General features: G+C 28.5%; 14 protein-coding genes and 1 pseudogene. 5 read left to right on the top strand and 10 right to left on the bottom strand.

Annotated features, from left to right (window positions below):
* The first annotated feature begins 8 nt into the window (after positions 1–8).
* Together AVBRAN12637_RS01775 and AVBRAN12637_RS01770 are read left to right on the top strand one after the other, a co-directional pair.
* On the top strand, positions 9–1,715 hold the full coding sequence (locus AVBRAN12637_RS01775; RefSeq protein WP_336615222.1) for a M24 family metallopeptidase: 1,707 nt from the start codon (positions 9–11) through the stop codon (positions 1,713–1,715).
* A gap of 48 nt (positions 1,716–1,763) precedes the next feature.
* Positions 1,764–2,696, top strand: a complete 933-nt coding sequence (locus tag AVBRAN12637_RS01770; RefSeq protein WP_336615221.1) for a Cj0814 family flagellar-dependent secreted protein — start codon at positions 1,764–1,766, stop codon at positions 2,694–2,696.
* Here AVBRAN12637_RS01770 and AVBRAN12637_RS01765 read toward each other — a convergent pair whose 3' ends face one another.
* Entirely contained in the window at positions 2,697–3,347 is a 651-nt protein-coding gene (locus tag AVBRAN12637_RS01765; RefSeq protein WP_336615220.1) for a DNA alkylation repair protein, read from the bottom strand.
* A gap of 177 nt (positions 3,348–3,524) precedes the next feature.
* Here AVBRAN12637_RS01765 and AVBRAN12637_RS01760 point away from each other — a divergent pair, with 177 nt between their 5' ends.
* Complete coding sequence (locus AVBRAN12637_RS01760; RefSeq protein WP_336615219.1) at positions 3,525–9,056, top strand: hypothetical protein; 5,532 nt, start codon at positions 3,525–3,527, stop codon at positions 9,054–9,056.
* 389 nt (positions 9,057–9,445) lie between these two features.
* Here AVBRAN12637_RS01760 and AVBRAN12637_RS09765 read toward each other — a convergent pair whose 3' ends face one another.
* From AVBRAN12637_RS09765 to rpmB, 5 genes and pseudogenes are all read right to left on the bottom strand, one after another.
* The gene (locus AVBRAN12637_RS09765) at positions 9,446–9,760 is read right to left on the bottom strand and encodes a CZB domain-containing protein (protein WP_442862425.1); all 315 of its coding nucleotides are present in this window, start codon (positions 9,758–9,760) and stop codon (positions 9,446–9,448) included.
* A gap of 126 nt (positions 9,761–9,886) precedes the next feature.
* Positions 9,887–10,150, bottom strand: a pseudogene (locus AVBRAN12637_RS09760) (methyl-accepting chemotaxis protein); the annotation flags it as partial.
* Positions 10,151–10,545: 395 nt separating this feature from the next.
* The gene (locus tag AVBRAN12637_RS01750; RefSeq protein ID WP_214117038.1) at positions 10,546–10,767 is read right to left on the bottom strand and encodes a YdcH family protein; all 222 of its coding nucleotides are present in this window, start codon (positions 10,765–10,767) and stop codon (positions 10,546–10,548) included.
* Between the two features lie 75 nt (positions 10,768–10,842).
* Complete coding sequence (locus AVBRAN12637_RS01745) at positions 10,843–11,967, bottom strand: potassium channel family protein (RefSeq protein ID WP_214117036.1); 1,125 nt, start codon at positions 11,965–11,967, stop codon at positions 10,843–10,845.
* An 18-nt stretch (positions 11,968–11,985) separates the two neighbouring features.
* Entirely contained in the window at positions 11,986–12,180 is a 195-nt protein-coding gene (gene rpmB, locus AVBRAN12637_RS01740) for a 50S ribosomal protein L28 (RefSeq protein ID WP_214117022.1), read from the bottom strand.
* 118 nt (positions 12,181–12,298) lie between these two features.
* Here rpmB and rpe point away from each other — a divergent pair, with 118 nt between their 5' ends.
* A complete protein-coding gene (gene rpe, locus AVBRAN12637_RS01735; protein ID WP_214117019.1) occupies positions 12,299–12,946 on the top strand; it encodes a ribulose-phosphate 3-epimerase in 648 nt (215 codons plus the stop codon).
* Positions 12,946–13,719, top strand: coding sequence for a 3'-5' exonuclease (locus AVBRAN12637_RS01730; RefSeq protein WP_214119567.1), 774 nt, complete (start codon positions 12,946–12,948; stop codon positions 13,717–13,719). Before rpe ends, AVBRAN12637_RS01730 begins: the two co-directional genes overlap by 1 nt.
* A 32-nt stretch (positions 13,720–13,751) precedes the next feature.
* On the opposite strand, the gene AVBRAN12637_RS01725 is transcribed toward AVBRAN12637_RS01730, so the two are convergent.
* The 4 genes from AVBRAN12637_RS01725 to thrS form a co-directional block, all read right to left on the bottom strand.
* Positions 13,752–13,913 carry a hypothetical protein gene (locus AVBRAN12637_RS01725; RefSeq protein WP_336615234.1) on the bottom strand — a complete coding sequence of 54 codons (162 nt, stop codon included), beginning with the start codon at positions 13,911–13,913 and terminating at the stop codon, positions 13,752–13,754.
* A gap of 153 nt (positions 13,914–14,066) precedes the next feature.
* Complete coding sequence (locus AVBRAN12637_RS01720; RefSeq protein ID WP_336615217.1) at positions 14,067–16,922, bottom strand: autotransporter outer membrane beta-barrel domain-containing protein; 2,856 nt, start codon at positions 16,920–16,922, stop codon at positions 14,067–14,069.
* Between the two features lie 265 nt (positions 16,923–17,187).
* Entirely contained in the window at positions 17,188–17,712 is a 525-nt protein-coding gene (infC, locus tag AVBRAN12637_RS01715) for a translation initiation factor IF-3 (protein ID WP_214117012.1), read from the bottom strand.
* On the bottom strand, positions 17,709–19,511 hold the full coding sequence (gene thrS / locus AVBRAN12637_RS01710) for a threonine--tRNA ligase (RefSeq protein ID WP_214150172.1): 1,803 nt from the start codon (positions 19,509–19,511) through the stop codon (positions 17,709–17,711). The genes infC and thrS overlap by 4 nt, the downstream gene beginning before the upstream one ends.
* Positions 19,512–19,513: the final 2 nt, after the last annotated feature.

Below are 19,513 nucleotides of genomic sequence, written 5' to 3'. Positions count from 1 at the left end.
GAGATAAAATGCTTACGAAAATAAGAGATATTTTAAAAATCAATAATGCTGATTTTGCTTTAATACTAACGGCTGATTATCACTTGAGTGAGTATATTTCTGAATATTTTAAACTTAGAGAATTTATAAGTGGATTTAGCGGTTCTGCTGGCTCGCTTTTAATTAGCCTTGATGATGCAATTTTATTTACTGATGGTAGATATTTTTTACAAGCTGAAAATGAGTTAAAAGATAGCATTAGATTAATCAAAAGCCCTGATTATATAGACTATATTAAAAACAATCTAAGCACTAAAAAGGCTTTAATTGATTTAAAAACCATATCTCAAAATAATTATGAAAAGCTAAAAAACCTTGTTAATATAATAGATTATGATAATTTTTATAAAGATTTTTACGATAAAGAACTCCCACAAGAGCCAATCTATAAACAAAACGAAAAATTCATAAGTAATTTAAGTGCTAATAAAATAAAAAAAGTCCAAGATGAATTAAAAAATAAAAACATTGATTATTGCGTAATCTCAAGCCTTAGCGATATAGCTTATCTTACAAATTATCGTGGTAAAGATGTGGAATTTAACCCTGTATTTTTAAGCTATATGATAATTTCACAAACAAATGCGATTTGTTATATAGAGCCAACAAAGCTTAAAAATATTCAAAAAGATTTAAATATAATTTATAAAAATTACGATGAGTTTTATTCGGATTTATCTAGTTTAAGTGGTAATGTATTGTGTGATTTTGCCAATACGAATGCAAAAATTATTAGCTTAATAAATGCAAATTTAGTAAATGAAATCTTGCCTAGCACCATACATAAAGCTTGTAAAAATGATATAGAAATAAAGCACATAAAACAAGCTCATATAATTGATGCTATTGCATTAACTAAGTTTAATTATTACTTAGAAAATACTAATTTAAACTTAGTTGATGAGCTAAAAATTGATGAAGTTCTCACACAATTTAGACAAGAAAATGAGTATTTTATCAGCAATTCTTTTGATACTATCGCAGCATTTAATGAAAACGCCGCAATAATTCACTATAAAGCAAACGCAAAAACTTCAAAATTACTTAATAAATCAGGCTTATTATTACTTGATAGTGGGGCTCAATATGAGTGCGGCACTACTGATATTACGAGAGTTTTTAAGATAAAAAACGCAAGTTTAGAGCAAATTAGAGATTATACTTTGGTTTTAAAAGCACATATCGCAATATCAAAAACCATAGCACCTGAAAATATAAAAATGCCTTTATTAGATAGTATTGCAAGAAAAGAATTATGGCAATACGGATTTGACTATTTGCACGGCACGGGACATGGGGTAGGGTATTTTTTAAATGTTCATGAAGGGCCACAAGTTTTATCGCTAAATGCTAATATTAGCGAACATACTAAATTAAAAAGGGGTATGCTAACATCAATTGAGCCAGGTTTGTATCATAATAACAAATACGGAATTAGACTTGAGAATTTAGCAATTAGTAAGCATTGTTTTAGCAGTGAATATGGAGATTTTTTAAGCTTTGATATAGTTACGCTTTATCCTTTTGAGCTTGATTTGATTGATAAAAAATTATTAAATCAAGATGAGATTAATTGGTTAAATGATTATCATAAAAGGGTTTTTGATACCATAAGTGTATTTTTAGATGATGAGTTAAAGCAGTTTTTGGAATTTAAAACGAGAGCATTAAACTAAACTTTAGGAATATTATTTGCTATTAAACAAATAATTAAAGGAGTTTTAATGAAAGTAGAAAATATTGCATTATTTAATGATACTAAAATCAAAAAAAGCAAACAAATATCATCTGAGTTTTTTACAAATGAATTAGCCAAAGTTACGACAAAAACTATATCAAATAATACGCCAACTTTACTTAGCACTTTAAATAATAGTATAAAAAATGAGCTTGATTATAAAAACGAATTAAATAAAGCAAAATCTAGCATTCAGTTTGGCTATAGCGTAGATAATGATGGTTTTTTAGGAGCTGATTTTAACAAGGCTTCAGGGTTACCAGATGATTTTAAAATACATTCAAGCACACTAAAAGAAATAGTTAGATTTAATGAAAAAATGAATGTATATTCGGTGATGAAAGATTCGGGCAAGACATTTAGCAATATTGATTTAGCCGATACTATTAAGCATTATTATGATTTATTTACGCAAATTACTCACAACAATCAAGATTATCCAAGTGGCATTAGCATAGATTTTGGTTATAGCAAGGTTAGTTTTGATTATATAAATGATGTTAGCAAATACAAAATCACGAATATTTATAAAAATAACGAAGAATTAGAATATGCAAAAAGCATAAAAGCAGATGGCTTTAGCGTAATAGAGCTTAGTTTCGAGCCAAAAAATATTAGCGTTGATAAAGAACTTGCTTTTAGCCCTGATTTTTCTATGTATAATGAAAAAGAAAAGAAATTTATAGGATTTTTACAAAGCATAAATCCATTTGCAAGTGATAGTGGGACAACAAGGCTAAGCAAAGATGCTTTAAAATATGCTTTAGCTATGCAAGATGATTACAATAATATAAATAAAGATATTAACAAGCATAAAGATTTATTAAAAATGGCTGATGAGATTAAGCATTTAGGCATTGATGAATTGCTAAAAACTAATACCGAAGTGGCTAAGTTTTTAGACAAAACTAAGGCTTGATTAGACTAAAATCTGCATTAGTTTTGCTTTATTCTCTTGGCTAATTTGGTAACTATCTTTACATTTTTGTAAAGTCATTTTAAGTGTTTTAGCGTCTAATTTGTGCGAACTTAAAAACGAAATGCCTAATTCAAATTCTTTAGCTAAAACTACTTGAAAATACCAAGCTCTAGCCATATTTATATAATATTCATCACTTTTTATACTAAATATAGCTTTTAACCCATCTTTATAAGCGATAAATTTCATATAACAAATTATCCCAAAACGAATTTTGTATATATGGTTTTCGCAAATTAATTCATTTACAAAAGCTTTTATATCTTGATTTTTAAAGCTTTTAGGCACTAAAGTATCACAATTAGCCCAATTATCAACGAAATCTAAATAAAGCTTAGTGTATTTTAGTGCTTTTGAGAAGTCTTTTTCATAATTAATCCCATAGGCAATTATTTGTAGATATTCATAAAATTTCTCATCTTTTAAAAACTTATTAAAAAATTCATCAAAGGTATTTTCTTTTTGAAGTTTTTTTGCGTAGTCTTTTAATATATTTGAGCGAACTCCTAAAATTTCATATTTGCTAAAAACTAATTTTTTATGAAATTCTTTATAATTGTTATCAATAAATTTTGTTAAATACTCTTTCAACCTAGCTCCTTTTAAATGCTAATATAAATAATTGGAATTTAAAGATTATATTTTAAATTCTAAAACTAAACTTAAAAAGAAATTACTAATTAACAAATATTTACAAATTTTTATTATTTTCATAGATTTAAAGTTAAATTTTGATAATATTAAAAGATTTTAATTCAAGGAATAATTATGAGAAATAAACTAAGTTTATCTTTATTAACTTGTTTAGCAATCAGCGGGGGGGGGTATTTACACGCTGAAGAATTAAACACTGTATGTAACGACAAGAACCCTTGTAATATTGATGGTAAAACTATAGAAGTTAAAACTCCATACAATACAACTCAAGATATTATTGGTAATGGAGCAACTCTTGATATTACTGGAAGTCTAACTTCTACTGGAAAAGTTGATTTAGTTAATAGTACTTTTAAAAGCAGCAGTGCAAATAGTAAAACTGATGTAGATACTATTATAGGAGATAAGTTAAAATTTAATTTAAGTTCAGCTAACAGCAACTCTTTTAAAGTAAATAATATGATTTTAAAAAATAATTCTACAATAGATGTTGTTGATGGGACACAAGCGATTAAAATAGGTAATTTATCATTAGATAATTCAATTATTAGAAAAAATGGAATAATGGATATTGATGTTTTTGAGTTATCTAATAAATCTAGTTTTACAAATACTTTTCGCAATGCTATTGTTGGTGAATTAAAAATAGATGAAACTTCTACTTTTCATAATTGGCAAGGTGGTTCTACTATAAAAAAAGTTACAAATAATAGCACGAATGGTTCAAATGTTACATTAAAATCTGAGGGTAGTGGTATTACTATAGGAGATTCTTCTAGTAATTTGCAAGGTAATATATCAAAAGTTAATATAGAGGGAACAACTGTTATATTTAGTAATTTATTATTAGATAATACTAGCAAAATAGATGTTAGTGGTAATATAGTTTTGGATAATAAAATTAATATTAATAATATGGATTTATCAAAAACGACTTCCACTCCAACTTCACATAAGATTGTTATAAAAGATGGTGCAAATGTTATAATTACCGATACAAATCTTACTAATCAATCTATAAATGCTAATAGTAAAAGCGATAAAAATGGTTCTTTAACAATTATTGGTGGAATATTCAAAGATGTTAGTATAGGTGGGGCAACGGGAGCTACCAATCTTGCAAATGTTACTTTAGATAAAGTAAATATTGAAAATAGCGGATTAAATAAAGATAACAATATAATAGCTCAAAATGTTACTCTTAATAATATTACAACTTCAAATAATGCAAATATTAATGCAAAAACAAAATTAGATATAAAAAATTCTAAAATAGATAATACAAACAAACTTACAGCAACTAATGCAGAAATAGGAACTTCTACAATAGGTGCAGATATTAATGTAACTAATGAGTTAAAGGCAACAAATGGTGCGAATTTAAACGGCAGTATAACTTCAGGCACTATTATTGCTGAAAATGGTTCTATATTTAATGGGAATACAAAGGCTAATGACAGCATAACTGCTAATAGTGGCTCAAAATTTGTAGGGAATGTAAATGCAACTAACAAAATTACTTCAAGTGGTGCTATATTTAATGGAGAAGTTACAGCAAAAGATTTAGAAAGTTCTAAAAATTCTATATTTAATAACACTATAACAGCAAGTAATTCAATTACTTCAAGTGATACAACATTCGCAAAAAATGTAAGTGCAAATACAATTACTGCAAATAGTGGTTCAGTATTTAACGGCACAACCACTGCAACCGATAGCATAACTGCTAATAGTGGCTCAAAATTTGTAGGAACTACTACAGCAACTAACAAAATTACTTCAAATGGTGCTACATTTGATGGGTTGGTAAATACAAAAGATTTAGAAAGTTCTAAAAATTCTATATTCAATAACAATATAACAGCAAGTAATTCAATCACTTCAAGTGATACAACATTTGCAAAAAATGTAAGTGCAAATACAATCACTTCTACTAATTCAGTGTTTAACGGCACAACCACTGCAACTGATAGTATAACTGCTAATAGTGGCTCAAAATTTGTAGGAAATGTAAATGCAACTAACAAAATTACTTCAAATGGTGCTACATTTGAAAAAGAAGTAAAAACTGCATTCTTAGACGCTCAAAAAGGCTCTATATTTGATACTACAAGCATAGTCAATGCAACAGATATTAATGCAGTAGGTTCTACATTTAATGGAAGCATAGTTAAGAATAATTCAATTACAGCTGATAGTTCAATTTTTGCTAATGCAATTGATACAGCTACTCTAACAGCTAAAAATAATTCAAGCTTTGCAAATGTTACAGCAAATACTATCACTTCTACTAATTCAGTGTTTAACGGCACAACCACTGCAACCGATAGTATAACTGCTAATAGTGGCTCAAAATTTGTAGGAAATGTAAATGCAACTAATAAAATTACTTCAAATGGTGCTACATTTGATGGAGTAGTGGAAGCAAAAGATTTAGAAAGTTCTAAAAATTCTATATTCAATAAAAACATAACAGCAAGTAATTCAATCACTTCAAGTGATACAACATTTAAAGCTATAGTAAATACAGCTACATTAAATGCTAATTCAAATTCTATATTTGATACCACGAGCACAATAAATGCAACAGATATTAATGCAGTAGGTTCTACATTTAATGGAAGCATAGTTAAGAATAATTCAATTACAGCTGATAGTTCAACATTTGCTAATGCAATTGATACAGCTACTCTAACAGCTACAAACAATTCAAGCTTTGCAAATGTTACAGCAAATACAATCACTTCTACTAATTCAATTTTTAGCGGTAGTGTAAATGCAAGTAATTCTATAAACTCTACAAGCTCAACCTTTAAAGCTTTAGTAAATACTTCTAGTTTAACTACTGATACTAATAGTGTTTTTAGTGCTACATCTAAAGTAAATGTAGAGAAATTAATGGCTAATAACACTAATTTTCAAGGTTTAGTGGATATTAATTGTAAAAATGCTGATTGCACTTCAAGTCTTAATAATAGTAAGTTTAATGAATTAAGCATTACAAATGCAACCATAAGCGATACATTTACAGCACACAAACTAACAGCAAATGATAAAGCTACATTTGAAAAAGATATAAAATCAGATTTTATCACGGCAAATAGCGGTTCAGTATTTAACGGCACAACCACTGCAACTGATAGCATAATTGCAAATAGCGGCTCAACTTTTAATGGTTTTGTATCGGCAAATAATATAACTTCAGAAAAATCAGTATTTAATAAAGAAGTTAATGTAAAAGATACTTTAAAGTCTAATAATTCTACATTTAATTCTATAGTTAATGCCAATACAATTGAAGCAGTTTTAGATACTACATTCTCTAAAGATTCAAAAGTTAATGCTAGCACTATTAATACGAGTAAATCTATATTTAATGGCGAAGTTGTAGTAAGCAATCTTAACGCACTTAATACAAAATTTAATGGAGCTACTACAATTGATTGTAAGGATAATACAAATTGTAAGTCAGATATTAAAGCTAGTTATTTTAATGATTTGACTTTAAAAAATAATGCAAAAATTACTCTTGATGAGGGAAGTTCGGCAAATAATTTAACATTACTTGATGATACTACCTACCTAGCACTTAATGGCAAATCTCAAATCACAGGCGATATTAAAAATGAAGGTATTATTGAGATAGTTGATGGGACGATTTCATCAAAAATCACAGGTAATGGGGACTTAATTAGTAATAAAGTTGTTTATACAAACGATGTTGAATTGAGTGATATTAAAGGTAGTGGGGGTAAATTTGGTGGAATAACAACTACTACAAATGATGTAAGCGTAGATAATACAACATTTGAAAAAGATTTAAATGTAGGTAAAACTTTATATGCTAATCAAGGAAATAAGTTCAGTGGTAAAGTTAGTGCTACTGATGCAATCTTTAGCCTTGATACAAGTAAATCTATGGAAAAAGGTAATGTAATTACGGCAAATCAAGTTGATATTACTAAGGATTTAAATATAAAAGATTTAAATGTTACAGCAGAAAATATCAAATCAAATTCTGCACGCATTACAAACTCTACTATCAACTCATCAAATATCAATTCTAATTTAGTAAATATTGCAAACTCTACTATTAATTCTAAGCTTTTAGGCAAAGATGATAGCTCAAGTAATGTATATGATGCTAATATACAAAAAGATAGCGGAACTTACACTACAAAACAATCAGAATTAAATGGCGGCGTAAGGGTTGATAAACTAGATACAACAAATACTCATATAAAAGGTCAAGTAGCAGTAAATACTTTAGTAGCTAATAATTCTAAGTTTTATATTTATGGTGGTGGAATTGATACTTCATTCCACGATATTTATAGTGGAGCTATAATAGTAAGAGAAGCTATAAGTGGTGCTAACAATACAATACAACTTGCGAATACAAACCTTACTATGCTAAAAGATAAAGAAGGTTTTATCCCTATAGCAATAGTTAATAACACTACTAATTCACAAAGAAGTGATGCAAATTCTCAATCAGGAATTAGCAAGGACTTTTTTAAAGTAACTTATCAAACAAAAGTGGCAAATTATGAATTAGCCGATAGATTTACGCATTTTAATCCTAATGCTAAAGGAAATGCTATTTGGAGCATTGGTATTAAAGGCGATGATTTAATAGATGAGAGTAATGTTGATAGTGTTATTTCGGGTCAAGATTTAGGCAATATAGCAAATGGTGCTAATAGCAATAATGTTAATACTTCTAGTTTAGAAGTTGTTTTAGGCGATATGTTTGATTTAATAGATTTTGATAAAGACGCTGTTGGGACGGCTAATTTCATTCTAACAAGCCCTGATTACATAGCAAATACTAAAAACAATACATTAAACAATAGATTAAGATTGGTAAAAAATCAAAAAGTAGGTAATGGATTTTGGCTAGATAATCAAATGGGATATAACAAATACGAATATAGTTCAATTCGTTATAAGAATTTTAATGTTGGTGCTGATAAGACAAATGAACTTAGCAATTCTAATTTAACTTTAGGTGTAGCTGCTAGTTTTGGAACGGCTGAAACTAAAGGAAATGTAGATGCTAATAGCGATTCAAAAGGCATTGGTTTATATGCTATGAATGTGTTTAATAATGGAGTGTTTATAGGTGCTAATGCTTTTTACCACAATATATCAAGCTCTTATGAGGCAGATAAATTAGGAATTAAAGCTGATAAAAATCACAATGTTTATACAGCTAGTTTTGAAAGTGGGGTTAGATTTGGGGATAAATATTATTTTGAGCCAAGTTTAAGATATGATTTGACTTCTTATAAGCCGACTGCAATTAGCACAAATGGTCTTAGTATAAGTGGGGATAGCCAATTAAAGCATACTTTATCAGCTAAATTAGAAGGTGGAGTTTCTATGCTAGATAGCCTTGATGGATTTTTATCTGTTGCACTTAGCAAAGAACTAACTAAAAAGCCTGATATGTTGTTAATAGATGAAGTTAAAGAAAATATCATTGAAGGTAAAAAGGGCGATACAAGTGTGAATTTAAATTTTGGTGTAGATTATAAAATCAACCCTAATGCTAGTTTTAATATCAATTTAGGAAGCAATCTTTACACAAATTCTGATAAAGAATTAAAAGGTAGCTTGGGCTTTAGCTATAAATTCTAATGAAGAATTCTAATTCGTAATAGTTATTACGAATTAGAATTTATTTTTACTATCACAATTATTTTCTTTTTTATTTGATATAACTAATAAAGATTTTATTGCTTTAAAATATTTTCAATTAATATATTTTTGAGTTTGTTGGTTGGATATTTTTTATGTAATTAATTTTTAAATTCTGCTAATTATGTCAAAATGTATATTTTAAACTAAGATATTTTGCCGATAATTTCTAGGAGTAGATAGAACTATAAAAGTTATTTTTAGCTTTATATTAGTATTTTAAAGGGTTGTTAAAATAAAAAATAAAAGTTGATTTTAGTATTAGATGAAGTATAAATTTTGTAAATATACAGACTTATTAGGGCTAAAACCCTAATAAGATTAGTGAATTATTTTTTAATAAATTCGCCTAATAAATGTCTAAAAATCATAAATAATTCAAGACTTGATTTTTCTGCTTCTTTATAAAGCTCAACAATTTCTTTGCTATTAGTTTGTTTGTTTGCAATATATCCAAGTGCTTGATTAATGCTTTCATGAACATTTTTATGCGGAGTATCAATTTTAGAATATAAAGGAAGATGTCCGAACATTTCTTTACCTTCATTTTGATACCACTTACCAAGACGGCAACTAAAATGGTCGCTTAATTTTGTTGGATTTTCACTTAGTGCATTTGCATATCCATTTGCTTTAAATAAGATATGGTCAAGTTTTACTAAAGATGTAAATACTTCGTATTTGATAGCACTCGCATTAAATTTAATATCTTTAGATATATGCGATAATCTATCAAATTGCTCCGAAAATGTTCCAATGTGTGCGTTTGAATCTTGTGATATTTGCTCTACCGATTCGCTTTGCGTAAACATTTCATTAGCGTTTTGTTTTAATAAATTGATATTCATTTCTACTTCAGCTGTTGCTTTTTGGGTTTTTTCTGCTAGTTTTCTAACTTCATCAGCAACCACAGCAAAACCACGACCATGCTCACCAGCACGAGCTGCTTCAATAGCTGCATTTAAAGCTAGCAAATTGGTTTGGTCTGATACATCTTTGATTAAATTAATTACATTTGTAATTTCATCAACGCTTCTATGGAGATTTTGTGCAGTATCACGAGATTTACTTGATGATTCAGTGATTTTTTCAAGTGATGTTATGATACTTTCAGATACTTTTTTAAGATTTACTATCATATCTACACAATCTGCTGAAAGAGTTTCTATTTCTTGAGCTCTTGATAAATCACCCTCAATATCTTTTTGAACAAAAGAAACGCTTTCTTTCATACCTTTTACCATAATGTCAAATAGTGAGAATTTGATTTTATCTTCTTCTTCGTTATTTGCCTTTGCAGTAATTTCATTTTTTAATTTCGCAATTTCAGCTTCTAACTTTTCTTTTTCTGCTATTGCTCTATTTAGTTTTTCCTGCAATTCATTTTGGAGGGTGTTATCTTTGTTAAAAAACATAAATACCCCCCCCATCAAGCTTTATTTTTAATAGAATTTAAATAATTATTTAAATCATCTTTTAATTTTAATTTTTCCTTTTTCATTCTAGCTATTTCTAAATCATCTAAATGAATTCTACCTTCTTCAGCATCTTTTATCTTATGGTCTAAATCATTATGAGCTTCAAAAAGCTTATCAAAATGTGCGTCTTTACCTTTTAAATTCGTGATTAACTCTCTATGTTCGTGTAACATAACTTCTCCTTAATTTTTAGTAATGTGTATTAATATGGTAACTAAAATAAATTACAAACAGATAACATTTATATTTTATTTTAAACTTTCAGGAGTTTGCTTATTTTTAATAATTTTTTTAACTTCTTTAATACTTTCTGGAGTTCCTATTAACAATAATTTAGTCCCCGTTCCAATCATTGCATCACCTTTTGGCATAGGTAAAAAATTATTATTTGCATCTTTTATTCCGATTACGCTAACATTTGCTAATTGTCTAAAAGCTACATCTTTTAATCTTCTAAATCTAACCCAACTTTCATCAGGAACTTTAACTTCTTCAATATCAATACTTTGGTCTCTTGTGTATAAATATTGCTCTAATAGATTTTCCATTTCAGGTCTTACACTTACAACGCTAAGTCTTTGAGCTGCTAATTTCGTAGCTAATACAACCGTATTTGCCCCTAGTTTTTTAAGTCTTGCTGCGTCGTGTTCGGAATTTGAAATCGTTATTATAGAATAAGGACTAATTCTTTTTATATCTTTTTCATATAGTCTAGCACTAGCAATTATTGCTATATTATCAGCAGAATTTGGGCTAAGAGAAATAATTCCTTTCGCACTTGATAAATGTGTTTTTAAAAATGCCAAATCACTATGTGGCGGGCATTTAATATAGAATGGATATTTATTTGCTTCAGCAATTTTTTCAAAATCTGGTATATCATCTACTACTACAAAAGGTGTATATGTTTGTTTAAATTGTTTTGCTAATTCTTGGGTAAATTCGTTGTGATAACATATAACATAATGATTTTTTAATCTTGCTATTTTGTATAGCATTCGTTTTTCCTTAATAATTCTTGTTAATTCGCCTTTTTTTAGAACTTCAATCACAATACCTATTGAAAAAGTAAAAGTAACAAAGCCTAATAATACATAGCAAATCGTAAAAAATCTACCAGCAGGAGTGATTGTAGCTACTTCAGTATAACCTAAAGTTGTAAAAGTCATACCTGCTTGATAAATCCCATCAAGTAATGAAAAATTACTAGTAAGCATATAACCAATCGCCCCAAATAGCATCATTACAACAACTGCTATTAATGGGAGACGAAAAGGTTTTAATTGTTCGTAAAACTCGGTATTTATATCAACTTCAGGTTTTCCACTTTCAGCCCAACCGAGCAATTTGCCTAGCTTTTTAAAAAAGCTCATAAAAATTCTTTATAAAAATTAGTTAGCTCTTCTTTTTTTTAGTGTGCGTAATGTTGAAGCTGCAACTCTAATTTTTTTAGTTGTGCCATCGCCTAAATCAATGCGAATAGTGCGTAAATTAGGTAAAAATCTTCTTTTTGTTTTATTGTTAGCGTGGCTAACATTATTTCCTACCATAGGACCTTTACCTGTTAATTGACAAAATTTTGACATCGTAAATCCTTTTTTTGTGTTCTTGTAAAAATAAAAGTATTAATCATAGCATCTTAAGCTTAATTTTTTTTTTAAGTTTTAATGATATTCTATAAAAAATAATTTTAAGGATTAAAAAATGTATGTTGCTCCTAGTTTATTGTCTGCTGATTTTTTAAATTTAGCTGAAGATATTAAAAAAGTTGAGGCTGCTGGTGCTGATTTATTGCATATTGATGTAATGGACGGACATTATGTTCCAAATCTAAGCATTGGAACTTGCACTACAAAAGCTATTGCTAAAGTTGCTACTATTCCTTTAGATGTGCATTTGATGGTAAGAGAAGTTGATAAATTTGTTGATTTATTTTTAGATATAAAACCTAAATTCTTAAGCTTTCATATAGATGCTACTACTCATCCTTTAAGATTGATTGATTATATTAAAAAACACGGCGTAAATCCTTCAATAGTATTAAATCCACACCAGAATTTAAATGAGATTGAATATGTTTTAAGTGAAGTTTCTATGGTGCTTTTAATGAGTGTAAATCCTGGTTTTGGTGGTCAAAGCTTCATACCAAGCACTCTTAGAAAAATCAGTGCCTTAAGAGAAATGATTGATAAGAATAATTATAAATGCTTCATTGAAGTTGATGGCGGAGTAAATGGCTTAAATATTGCAGATATTGAAAGAGCAGGGGCTGATATAGTTGTGGCTGGAAATTATGTGTTTAGTAGTAATGATTATAAAGTCGCAATTAATTCTTTAAAAATGGAATTTTGATGGATTATAACGAGCTTTATAAAAAACAAATTGCTAATTGTGATAAGATTTTAGAAAGGCTACTTACAAGTAGTATTAATTATAAAGATTTAAAAAACCAATACGAAAATGCCTTAAATTTTGAGATAACCTATGAAACTCTTTTAATGCTAGGGCTTGATATTACGCTAAAACAAAATCAAGAAGTATTTTTAAACTCAAGAAATAAATTAATTCAAGATGAGATTTTTTGTGTTGTTGATATTGAAAGCACAGGCTCAATTAGTAATGGGCAAATCATAGAAATTGGTGCTGTTAAGATAAAAAATGGCGAGATTTTAGATGAATTTGAAAGCTTTATTTATGCAAACGAAGTGCCTGAAAATATAGTTGAGCTTACAGGAATTACAACGCAAATGCTAAAAAATGCTCCTAGAAGTGCTAGGGTTTTAGCTGATTTTAGATTGTTTTTAGGTAATGCTATTTTTGTAGCTCATAATGTATCTTTTGATTATGGTTTTATCGCAAAAGAAAGTCTTGAATACTTAAATGCTCCATTGATTAATAGAAAGCTTTGCACGATTATGTTAGCAAGGCGTTGTATTGAATGTGATAAATATGGTCTTGATAGTTTAAAAAATGAATTAGGTATCATTAGCACTCATCATAGGGCTTTAAGTGATGCGAAAGCTTGTGCTGATATTTTGAATTATTGTATTAATTCTTTAAAAGGTTCACAAATTAAAACAAGTAATGATTTGATTTTATATTCACGCTCTAAGATGAAAAAATAAGAATTTAAAAGTGGCTATTAAAAGCCACTTTATTATTTTTTAGTGCTTTTTGGGGTGCAAAGCATATTAATGTAGCGACCTTCAAATAAAGGTGCTTTATCCATATTTGCAATATCGCTAATTTCTTCATAAATTTTTAAAAGCAGTTCTTCACCTGATTGTGGATTGCTTAATTCACGACCTTTTAAAAATATTTACACAATTGTAATATTTAAACATTTTTATGCTTTTTATTAAGCACTTAAAAGATAGCATATTTTTATTATTAAATTAGAATATAAAGTCAATGTAATTTTTGATAAAAATATTTAAAGAAATCTTTAGCACTAAGGCTAAAGATTTTGTAATTAGAATGTATATCTTACAACAGCGTTAATTTGATTGTCAATATTAAAATCAGCTCCGAAAGTTCTTTCGTAACCTAAGTTTAATCTTAAATTATCATTAAACTTATAATCACCTGTTAGATTTAAGTAAAATTTATTATCTCTTTTACCTTCTATTATTTCACTTGCTTTGCTTGATTTTGCGATTATTATAGAACCACTTGGCTTATTAACATCTATAATATAACCAGCACCTAGTCTTATATTAGCATTATCATTTACTTTAAATCCTGAGAATACTGCAGGTTTTATATGTAAATTAGAATTAGCCTTACTTGTAATGCTTATAGCGTTATTTTCTAAGTTAGTTTTAGGTGTATAATCAAATATAGCTTCTATGCTAGGCTCAACATAAAATCTATTTAAATCAAATCTTTTACCAAGTTCAAAACTTGCAATAAATCCTGTTTTGCTATCTTTTAAACCTTTTAAAAGCTCTGAATTGTATTTAACTTTATAATGATTTGCTTTAATTACTAAATCAGCATATAAATCATTGTTTGAAATATAGCTTGTATATAGACCAAACCCGTAATTATTTCCTTTTAAAACATCACTAGATTTAGAATTAGAAATATTAGCCATAATTCCTGTAATTACATTGCCATCTGCAAAATTATTAGCTTTATCAGCTCCAAATTGAACTTCAAATGAATTAAGTTTTACATCATCTATACTTGCATTTGTATAATAAGCTCTAGCCCAAACGCCTAATTCTTTATCTAAATCTCTAATTTCGCCTAATCTTTTATTCATATTATTCCAAGCAAAAGTATTGATTAGATTTATTCCCTTTGAAATAACTTGAGCTTGAGCTTTAGCGTTTTTGTTGATTTTAATATCTTTTATAAAATCATCTGCTATTTGGTTTTTATCAATTGGATTTGTTACACTAGTATCAGGTTTGTTATCTGGTTTATTTTCAGGATTTGTTACACCTGTGTCTGGATTTGTTACACCTGTATCAGGTTTAGAATTGTCTGGTTTATTATCAGGATTTGTTACACCTGTATCCGGTTTAGAATTGTCTGGAGCTTCAGGGCTTATACTAACTGTTTGTTTAGCTAGATTATCTAATGCAGCTTTTAAGCCTTCATTACCATTATAATCACCTGCACTTTGATTTACTAATTTACCTAGCTCACTTGTCTTATCGCCGTTTGCAATGCTAGCAATATTATTTGCATTAAGTCCTGTATCACTTACTTTGCCATTTTTTGTAGTAGTGATTGCATAGGTTAGATAATCCCCTAGCATTGCACTAGCAATATAATCATTATTTATCACATAATCACTTATTCCATCGCTAATCTTATAATCTTTAAAGAAAGTGTTTAGCTCTGCTGTTCCTGTTCCTTTTTTAAGTATTGCTAAAGGTAGGTTTGCGTTGATTTTATTTATATCTAGTTTATTATCACTCATAACATTAAGCAATACTAATTCATTGTTTGCTCCACTTGTGTTTTCTCTTGAGATTATTGCACCTGTGTAGCTTTCTTTATTTGCTCCTAGATAATAAGCTGTGTTATTTGAAGTAAGGCTATTTGCTAGAACTCTTTTTGCTACTTTTGAATTTTTTATATCTAAAGTATGTGCTCTAACACTATTTGTAGCTATTACATTATCTAAGTTTATACTACTTGTGTTTGCTATAGTTAGGCTATTCTCATTTTTTTCATCAGCAAATTCATTGTAAAAATTATCTTGGTTAATTAATGCTGAAGTTGTATAGCCTTTAGAACCTGATAATTGCATATTTATAGTGCTATTTTTAATCGTTCCTTCACCTATAATGCTACCACCAATATAATATTTATCACCTGTATCAAGCCTATCTATATCATAAGCACCTGCTCTTATAGTCTTAATAGCCTTTACCTTGCTTTGCTTTCCGCTCTCACTAGTGTTTAGGGTTAGTTTTGTAACATAAATATCATCATTGAATGTAGAGCCTTTAGAATCAAGACTACCTTTATATTCACCAATAGAATTTATACCACTTACTTTACCACCAACAATACTATCAGTCAATGTTACCTTATCATAAGAATTTATTGAAGTAGCTATATTTGAATTTGTAATTCCTAAAATTCCAGTAGATTTTATCTCTTTTATTGTAGATTTGTCAATTGTTAAATTTTTACTAACACTTATTAATCCTATATTAGAGTTTTTAATTGTTAAATCCTTGCCAAACTCTATATTTGTTACATCAGCGTGATTGATTGATCCTGTTGTTTCATAAAAATTATCTACTTTTACCAAATTATCTTTTGTCCCATTTAGATTAACATTAGAATATGATATTCCATTAATGCGTCCTCCATTTGCATCAATTGTTCCGGTAGTTTTGTAAATAGAATTAACGGCAGAATTTGTTAAATCAATTTTTATTCCTTGCCCATTTTCTATGTTGTCTAAATAAGAATTTATAGCTTTTACTTCATTAAAATTTTTAATACTAGAATTAACAAAACTGTTTTCAGCTATAAATTGATTTCCATTATTAAATTTTATAGCTCCTAAATAAGGTTTAATTAAAGAATTTTTTATAGTAATATTATTACTGTTACTAATAATTTTATCTGCTAAAACTTCATTGTTCCAAAAAGAATTATCAAAACTTATAGGAAAATTTTTGTTACTTAATCCTTCTTCAATATATACATTTACATTATCAGCACTTTCTTCTGTAATATCTGTGATATTTTTAAGATTTGTCTTGTAATAATCTCGTTGTTTATTATCAAAAGGACCAAAATTGTCATTAAATGGTTTATGAATATCTGGAAAAGTTTTAAAATCAAAGCTTTCCACCTTAGCTTTATCTACAACATTTATTGTTGCACCAAATAAGTTTGAAGAGATACATAGACTTGCAATTAATGAGAGTTTAAATACCCCCCCCCGTTACACTAAAATTTTGTTTCATAACATTCCTTTAAAAAAAAATTGAAATGCTATTATCTTAAAATCTAACTTAAAGATTAATAAATATAAATGATTTTTTTTAAAAAATATCAATAAATTTCAATAATTATTATAAAGATTAAGGCAAATTAATTGCCTTAATGATAAGTTTTTATTTTTTAGTGCTTTTTGGGGTGCAAAGCATATTAATGTAGCGACCTTCAAATAAAGGTGCTTTATCCATATTTGCAATATCGCTAATTTCTTCATAAATTTTTAAAAGCAGTTCTTCGCCTGATTGTGGATTGCTTAATTCACGACCTTTTAAAAATACTCTAAATCTAACATGCTTTCCTGATTTTAAAAACTCAATAGCGTGTTTAACTTTATAGTTAATATCATTTTGAGCAATTTTTACAGAAAGTTTGATTTCTTTAACTTCTACTACCTTTTGCTTTTTCTTAGCATCTTTTAGCTTTTTTTCTTGCTGATAACAAAACTTGCCATAGTCCATAATCTTACAAACAGGTGGCTTAGCATCTTTTGCGATTAATACCAAATCAAGCCCTAAACGATTAGCAAGTGCATTAGCCTCATCGCTACTAATTATGCCATATTGTGCTCCATCATCACCTATACATCTAACCTCTGCTAAATCTATTTCTTCATTTAACAATACATCTTTTTCTTTACTCAAAATACTACCTCGTTTTGTTTTTCTTTAATTAGTTTCAAAAATTCCTCCATTGTAAGTGTTGATTGTTGTTTAGCTCTTCTATCTCTTAAAGCTACTTGATTATTATTTATTTCTTCATCTCCGATTACTGCTATATAAGGCACTTTTAACATTTCTGCATTTCTTATTTTTTTACCTAAAGTATCGTTTTTCTCATTAATATCAGCATCAACTCCAAGCTCTAATAATTCCTTTTGTAATGCTTTTGAATACTCAATATGCTTTTCACCTACTGGTAAAATCATAACTTGAATTGGAGCTATAAAGAATGGTAATTCTCCTGCTGTATGTTCAAGCAATATGCCTAAAAATCTTTCAAAACTTCCAAGTAAAGCACGATGAAGCATTACAGGGCGTTTTTTCTCATTGTTTTCATCTGTATATTCAAGCTCAAATCTTTCAGGTAGGTTAAAATCTACTTGAATAGTTCCACATTGCCATTTGCGTTTAAGTGCGTCTAGGATTTTAATATCAATTTTTGGACCATAGAAAGCTCCACCACCTTCATCAACTCCGTATTTAATACCTTCTTCATCTAAAGCTTCCATTAAAGCTTTTGTAGCAACTTCCCAAATCTCATCACTTCCTATTGATTTTTCAGGTTTTGTTGAGATTTCTAGTTCCCATTCAAATCCAAAAGTTACCATAATTTTTTTAGCAAAATCTAAAATCTCTTTTACTAAGGTTTTTATTTGACTTGGCATACAGAAAATATGGCTATCATCTTGAGTAAATTCACGAACTCTTAAAAGCCCGTGTAAAGCCCCACTCATTTCATGGCGATGAACCATTCCGTATTCAAAGAATTTAATAGGCAAATCTTTATAACTTCTACCTTCACTTTTATAGCAGAATACATGTCCTACGCAGTTCATTGGTTTTATTCCGTATTCTTGCTCATCAATTCTAGTAAAATACATATTTTCTTTATAGTTTGCATAATGTCCGCTTGTTTTCCAAACGCTAGAATTTAGCAATTCAGGGCCACGAACAGGCTCATAAAATCTAACTCTATGAGCTTTATATAAAATATGCTCTAATTTATTTCTAACTCTTGCACCATTTTTAAGCCATAATGGTAAGCCACCACCAATTTGCTCGCTAAATGTGAATAATTTTAAATCATTTCCTAGTTTTCTATGATCTCTTTTCTTAGCTTCTTCTATCATTGTTAGGTAGTCTTTTAAAGCTTCTTTTGTTGCAAATGCGATACCATAAATTCTAACTAGCATTTCATTTTTTTCATCGCCGCCTAAATAAGCACCTGCTAATTTTGTTAATTTAAAATTCTTAAGCATTTTGGTGTGTGGTAAATGTGGCCCACGACATAAGTCGGTAAATTCACCTTGAGAATATGTGCTAATTTCTCCACTTAAACGACTTAAAACTGCTTGTTTTAATTCATCGTTTTTAAACTTTTCGCAAGCAGCTTCATAGCTCATCGTATTTTTTACCATAGGAGAGCCTTTTTTCGCAAGTTCTTTCATTTTATCTTCAATTACTTTTAAATCTTCTTCGCTGATTTTTTCATCTACTTTAAAATCATAATAAAAACCTTCATCAACGCAAGGTCCTACGAAAAATTTAGCATTTTTATATAATTGTGTAATAGCTTCAGCTAAAAGGTGAGCACAGCTATGGCGAATGATTTCAAGTGCCATAGGACTATCATCATAGAAAATTGGCTCAAGTCCTGCTCCATCAGTGCTTAAAGTATCATAAATATTTTTATCTTTATCGTAATATCCTATTATTTCCATTA

This window comes from Campylobacter sp. RM12637 (genome assembly GCF_020137645.1).
Taxonomy (GTDB): Bacteria; Campylobacterota; Campylobacteria; order Campylobacterales; family Campylobacteraceae; genus Campylobacter_E.
The sequence above is the reverse complement of the archived record's forward strand: the minus strand, read 5'-3'. Positions and strand labels throughout refer to the sequence as shown.

Coding starts and splice junctions, on each gene's coding strand:
- AVBRAN12637_RS01730 (WP_214119567.1), top strand. CDS start 12,946: ATGGATTATAACGAGCTTTATAAAAAACAAATTGCTAATTGTGATAAG.
- AVBRAN12637_RS01760 (WP_336615219.1), top strand. CDS start 3,525: ATGAGAAATAAACTAAGTTTATCTTTATTAACTTGTTTAGCAATCAGC.
- rpe (WP_214117019.1), top strand. CDS start 12,299: ATGTATGTTGCTCCTAGTTTATTGTCTGCTGATTTTTTAAATTTAGCT.
- AVBRAN12637_RS01745 (WP_214117036.1), bottom strand. CDS start 11,967: ATGAGCTTTTTTAAAAAGCTAGGCAAATTGCTCGGTTGGGCTGAAAGT.
- AVBRAN12637_RS01775 (WP_336615222.1), top strand. CDS start 9: ATGCTTACGAAAATAAGAGATATTTTAAAAATCAATAATGCTGATTTT.
- AVBRAN12637_RS01770 (WP_336615221.1), top strand. CDS start 1,764: ATGAAAGTAGAAAATATTGCATTATTTAATGATACTAAAATCAAAAAA.
- rpmB (WP_214117022.1), bottom strand. CDS start 12,180: ATGTCAAAATTTTGTCAATTAACAGGTAAAGGTCCTATGGTAGGAAAT.
- thrS (WP_214150172.1), bottom strand. CDS start 19,511: ATGGAAATAATAGGATATTACGATAAAGATAAAAATATTTATGATACT.
- AVBRAN12637_RS01750 (WP_214117038.1), bottom strand. CDS start 10,767: ATGTTACACGAACATAGAGAGTTAATCACGAATTTAAAAGGTAAAGAC.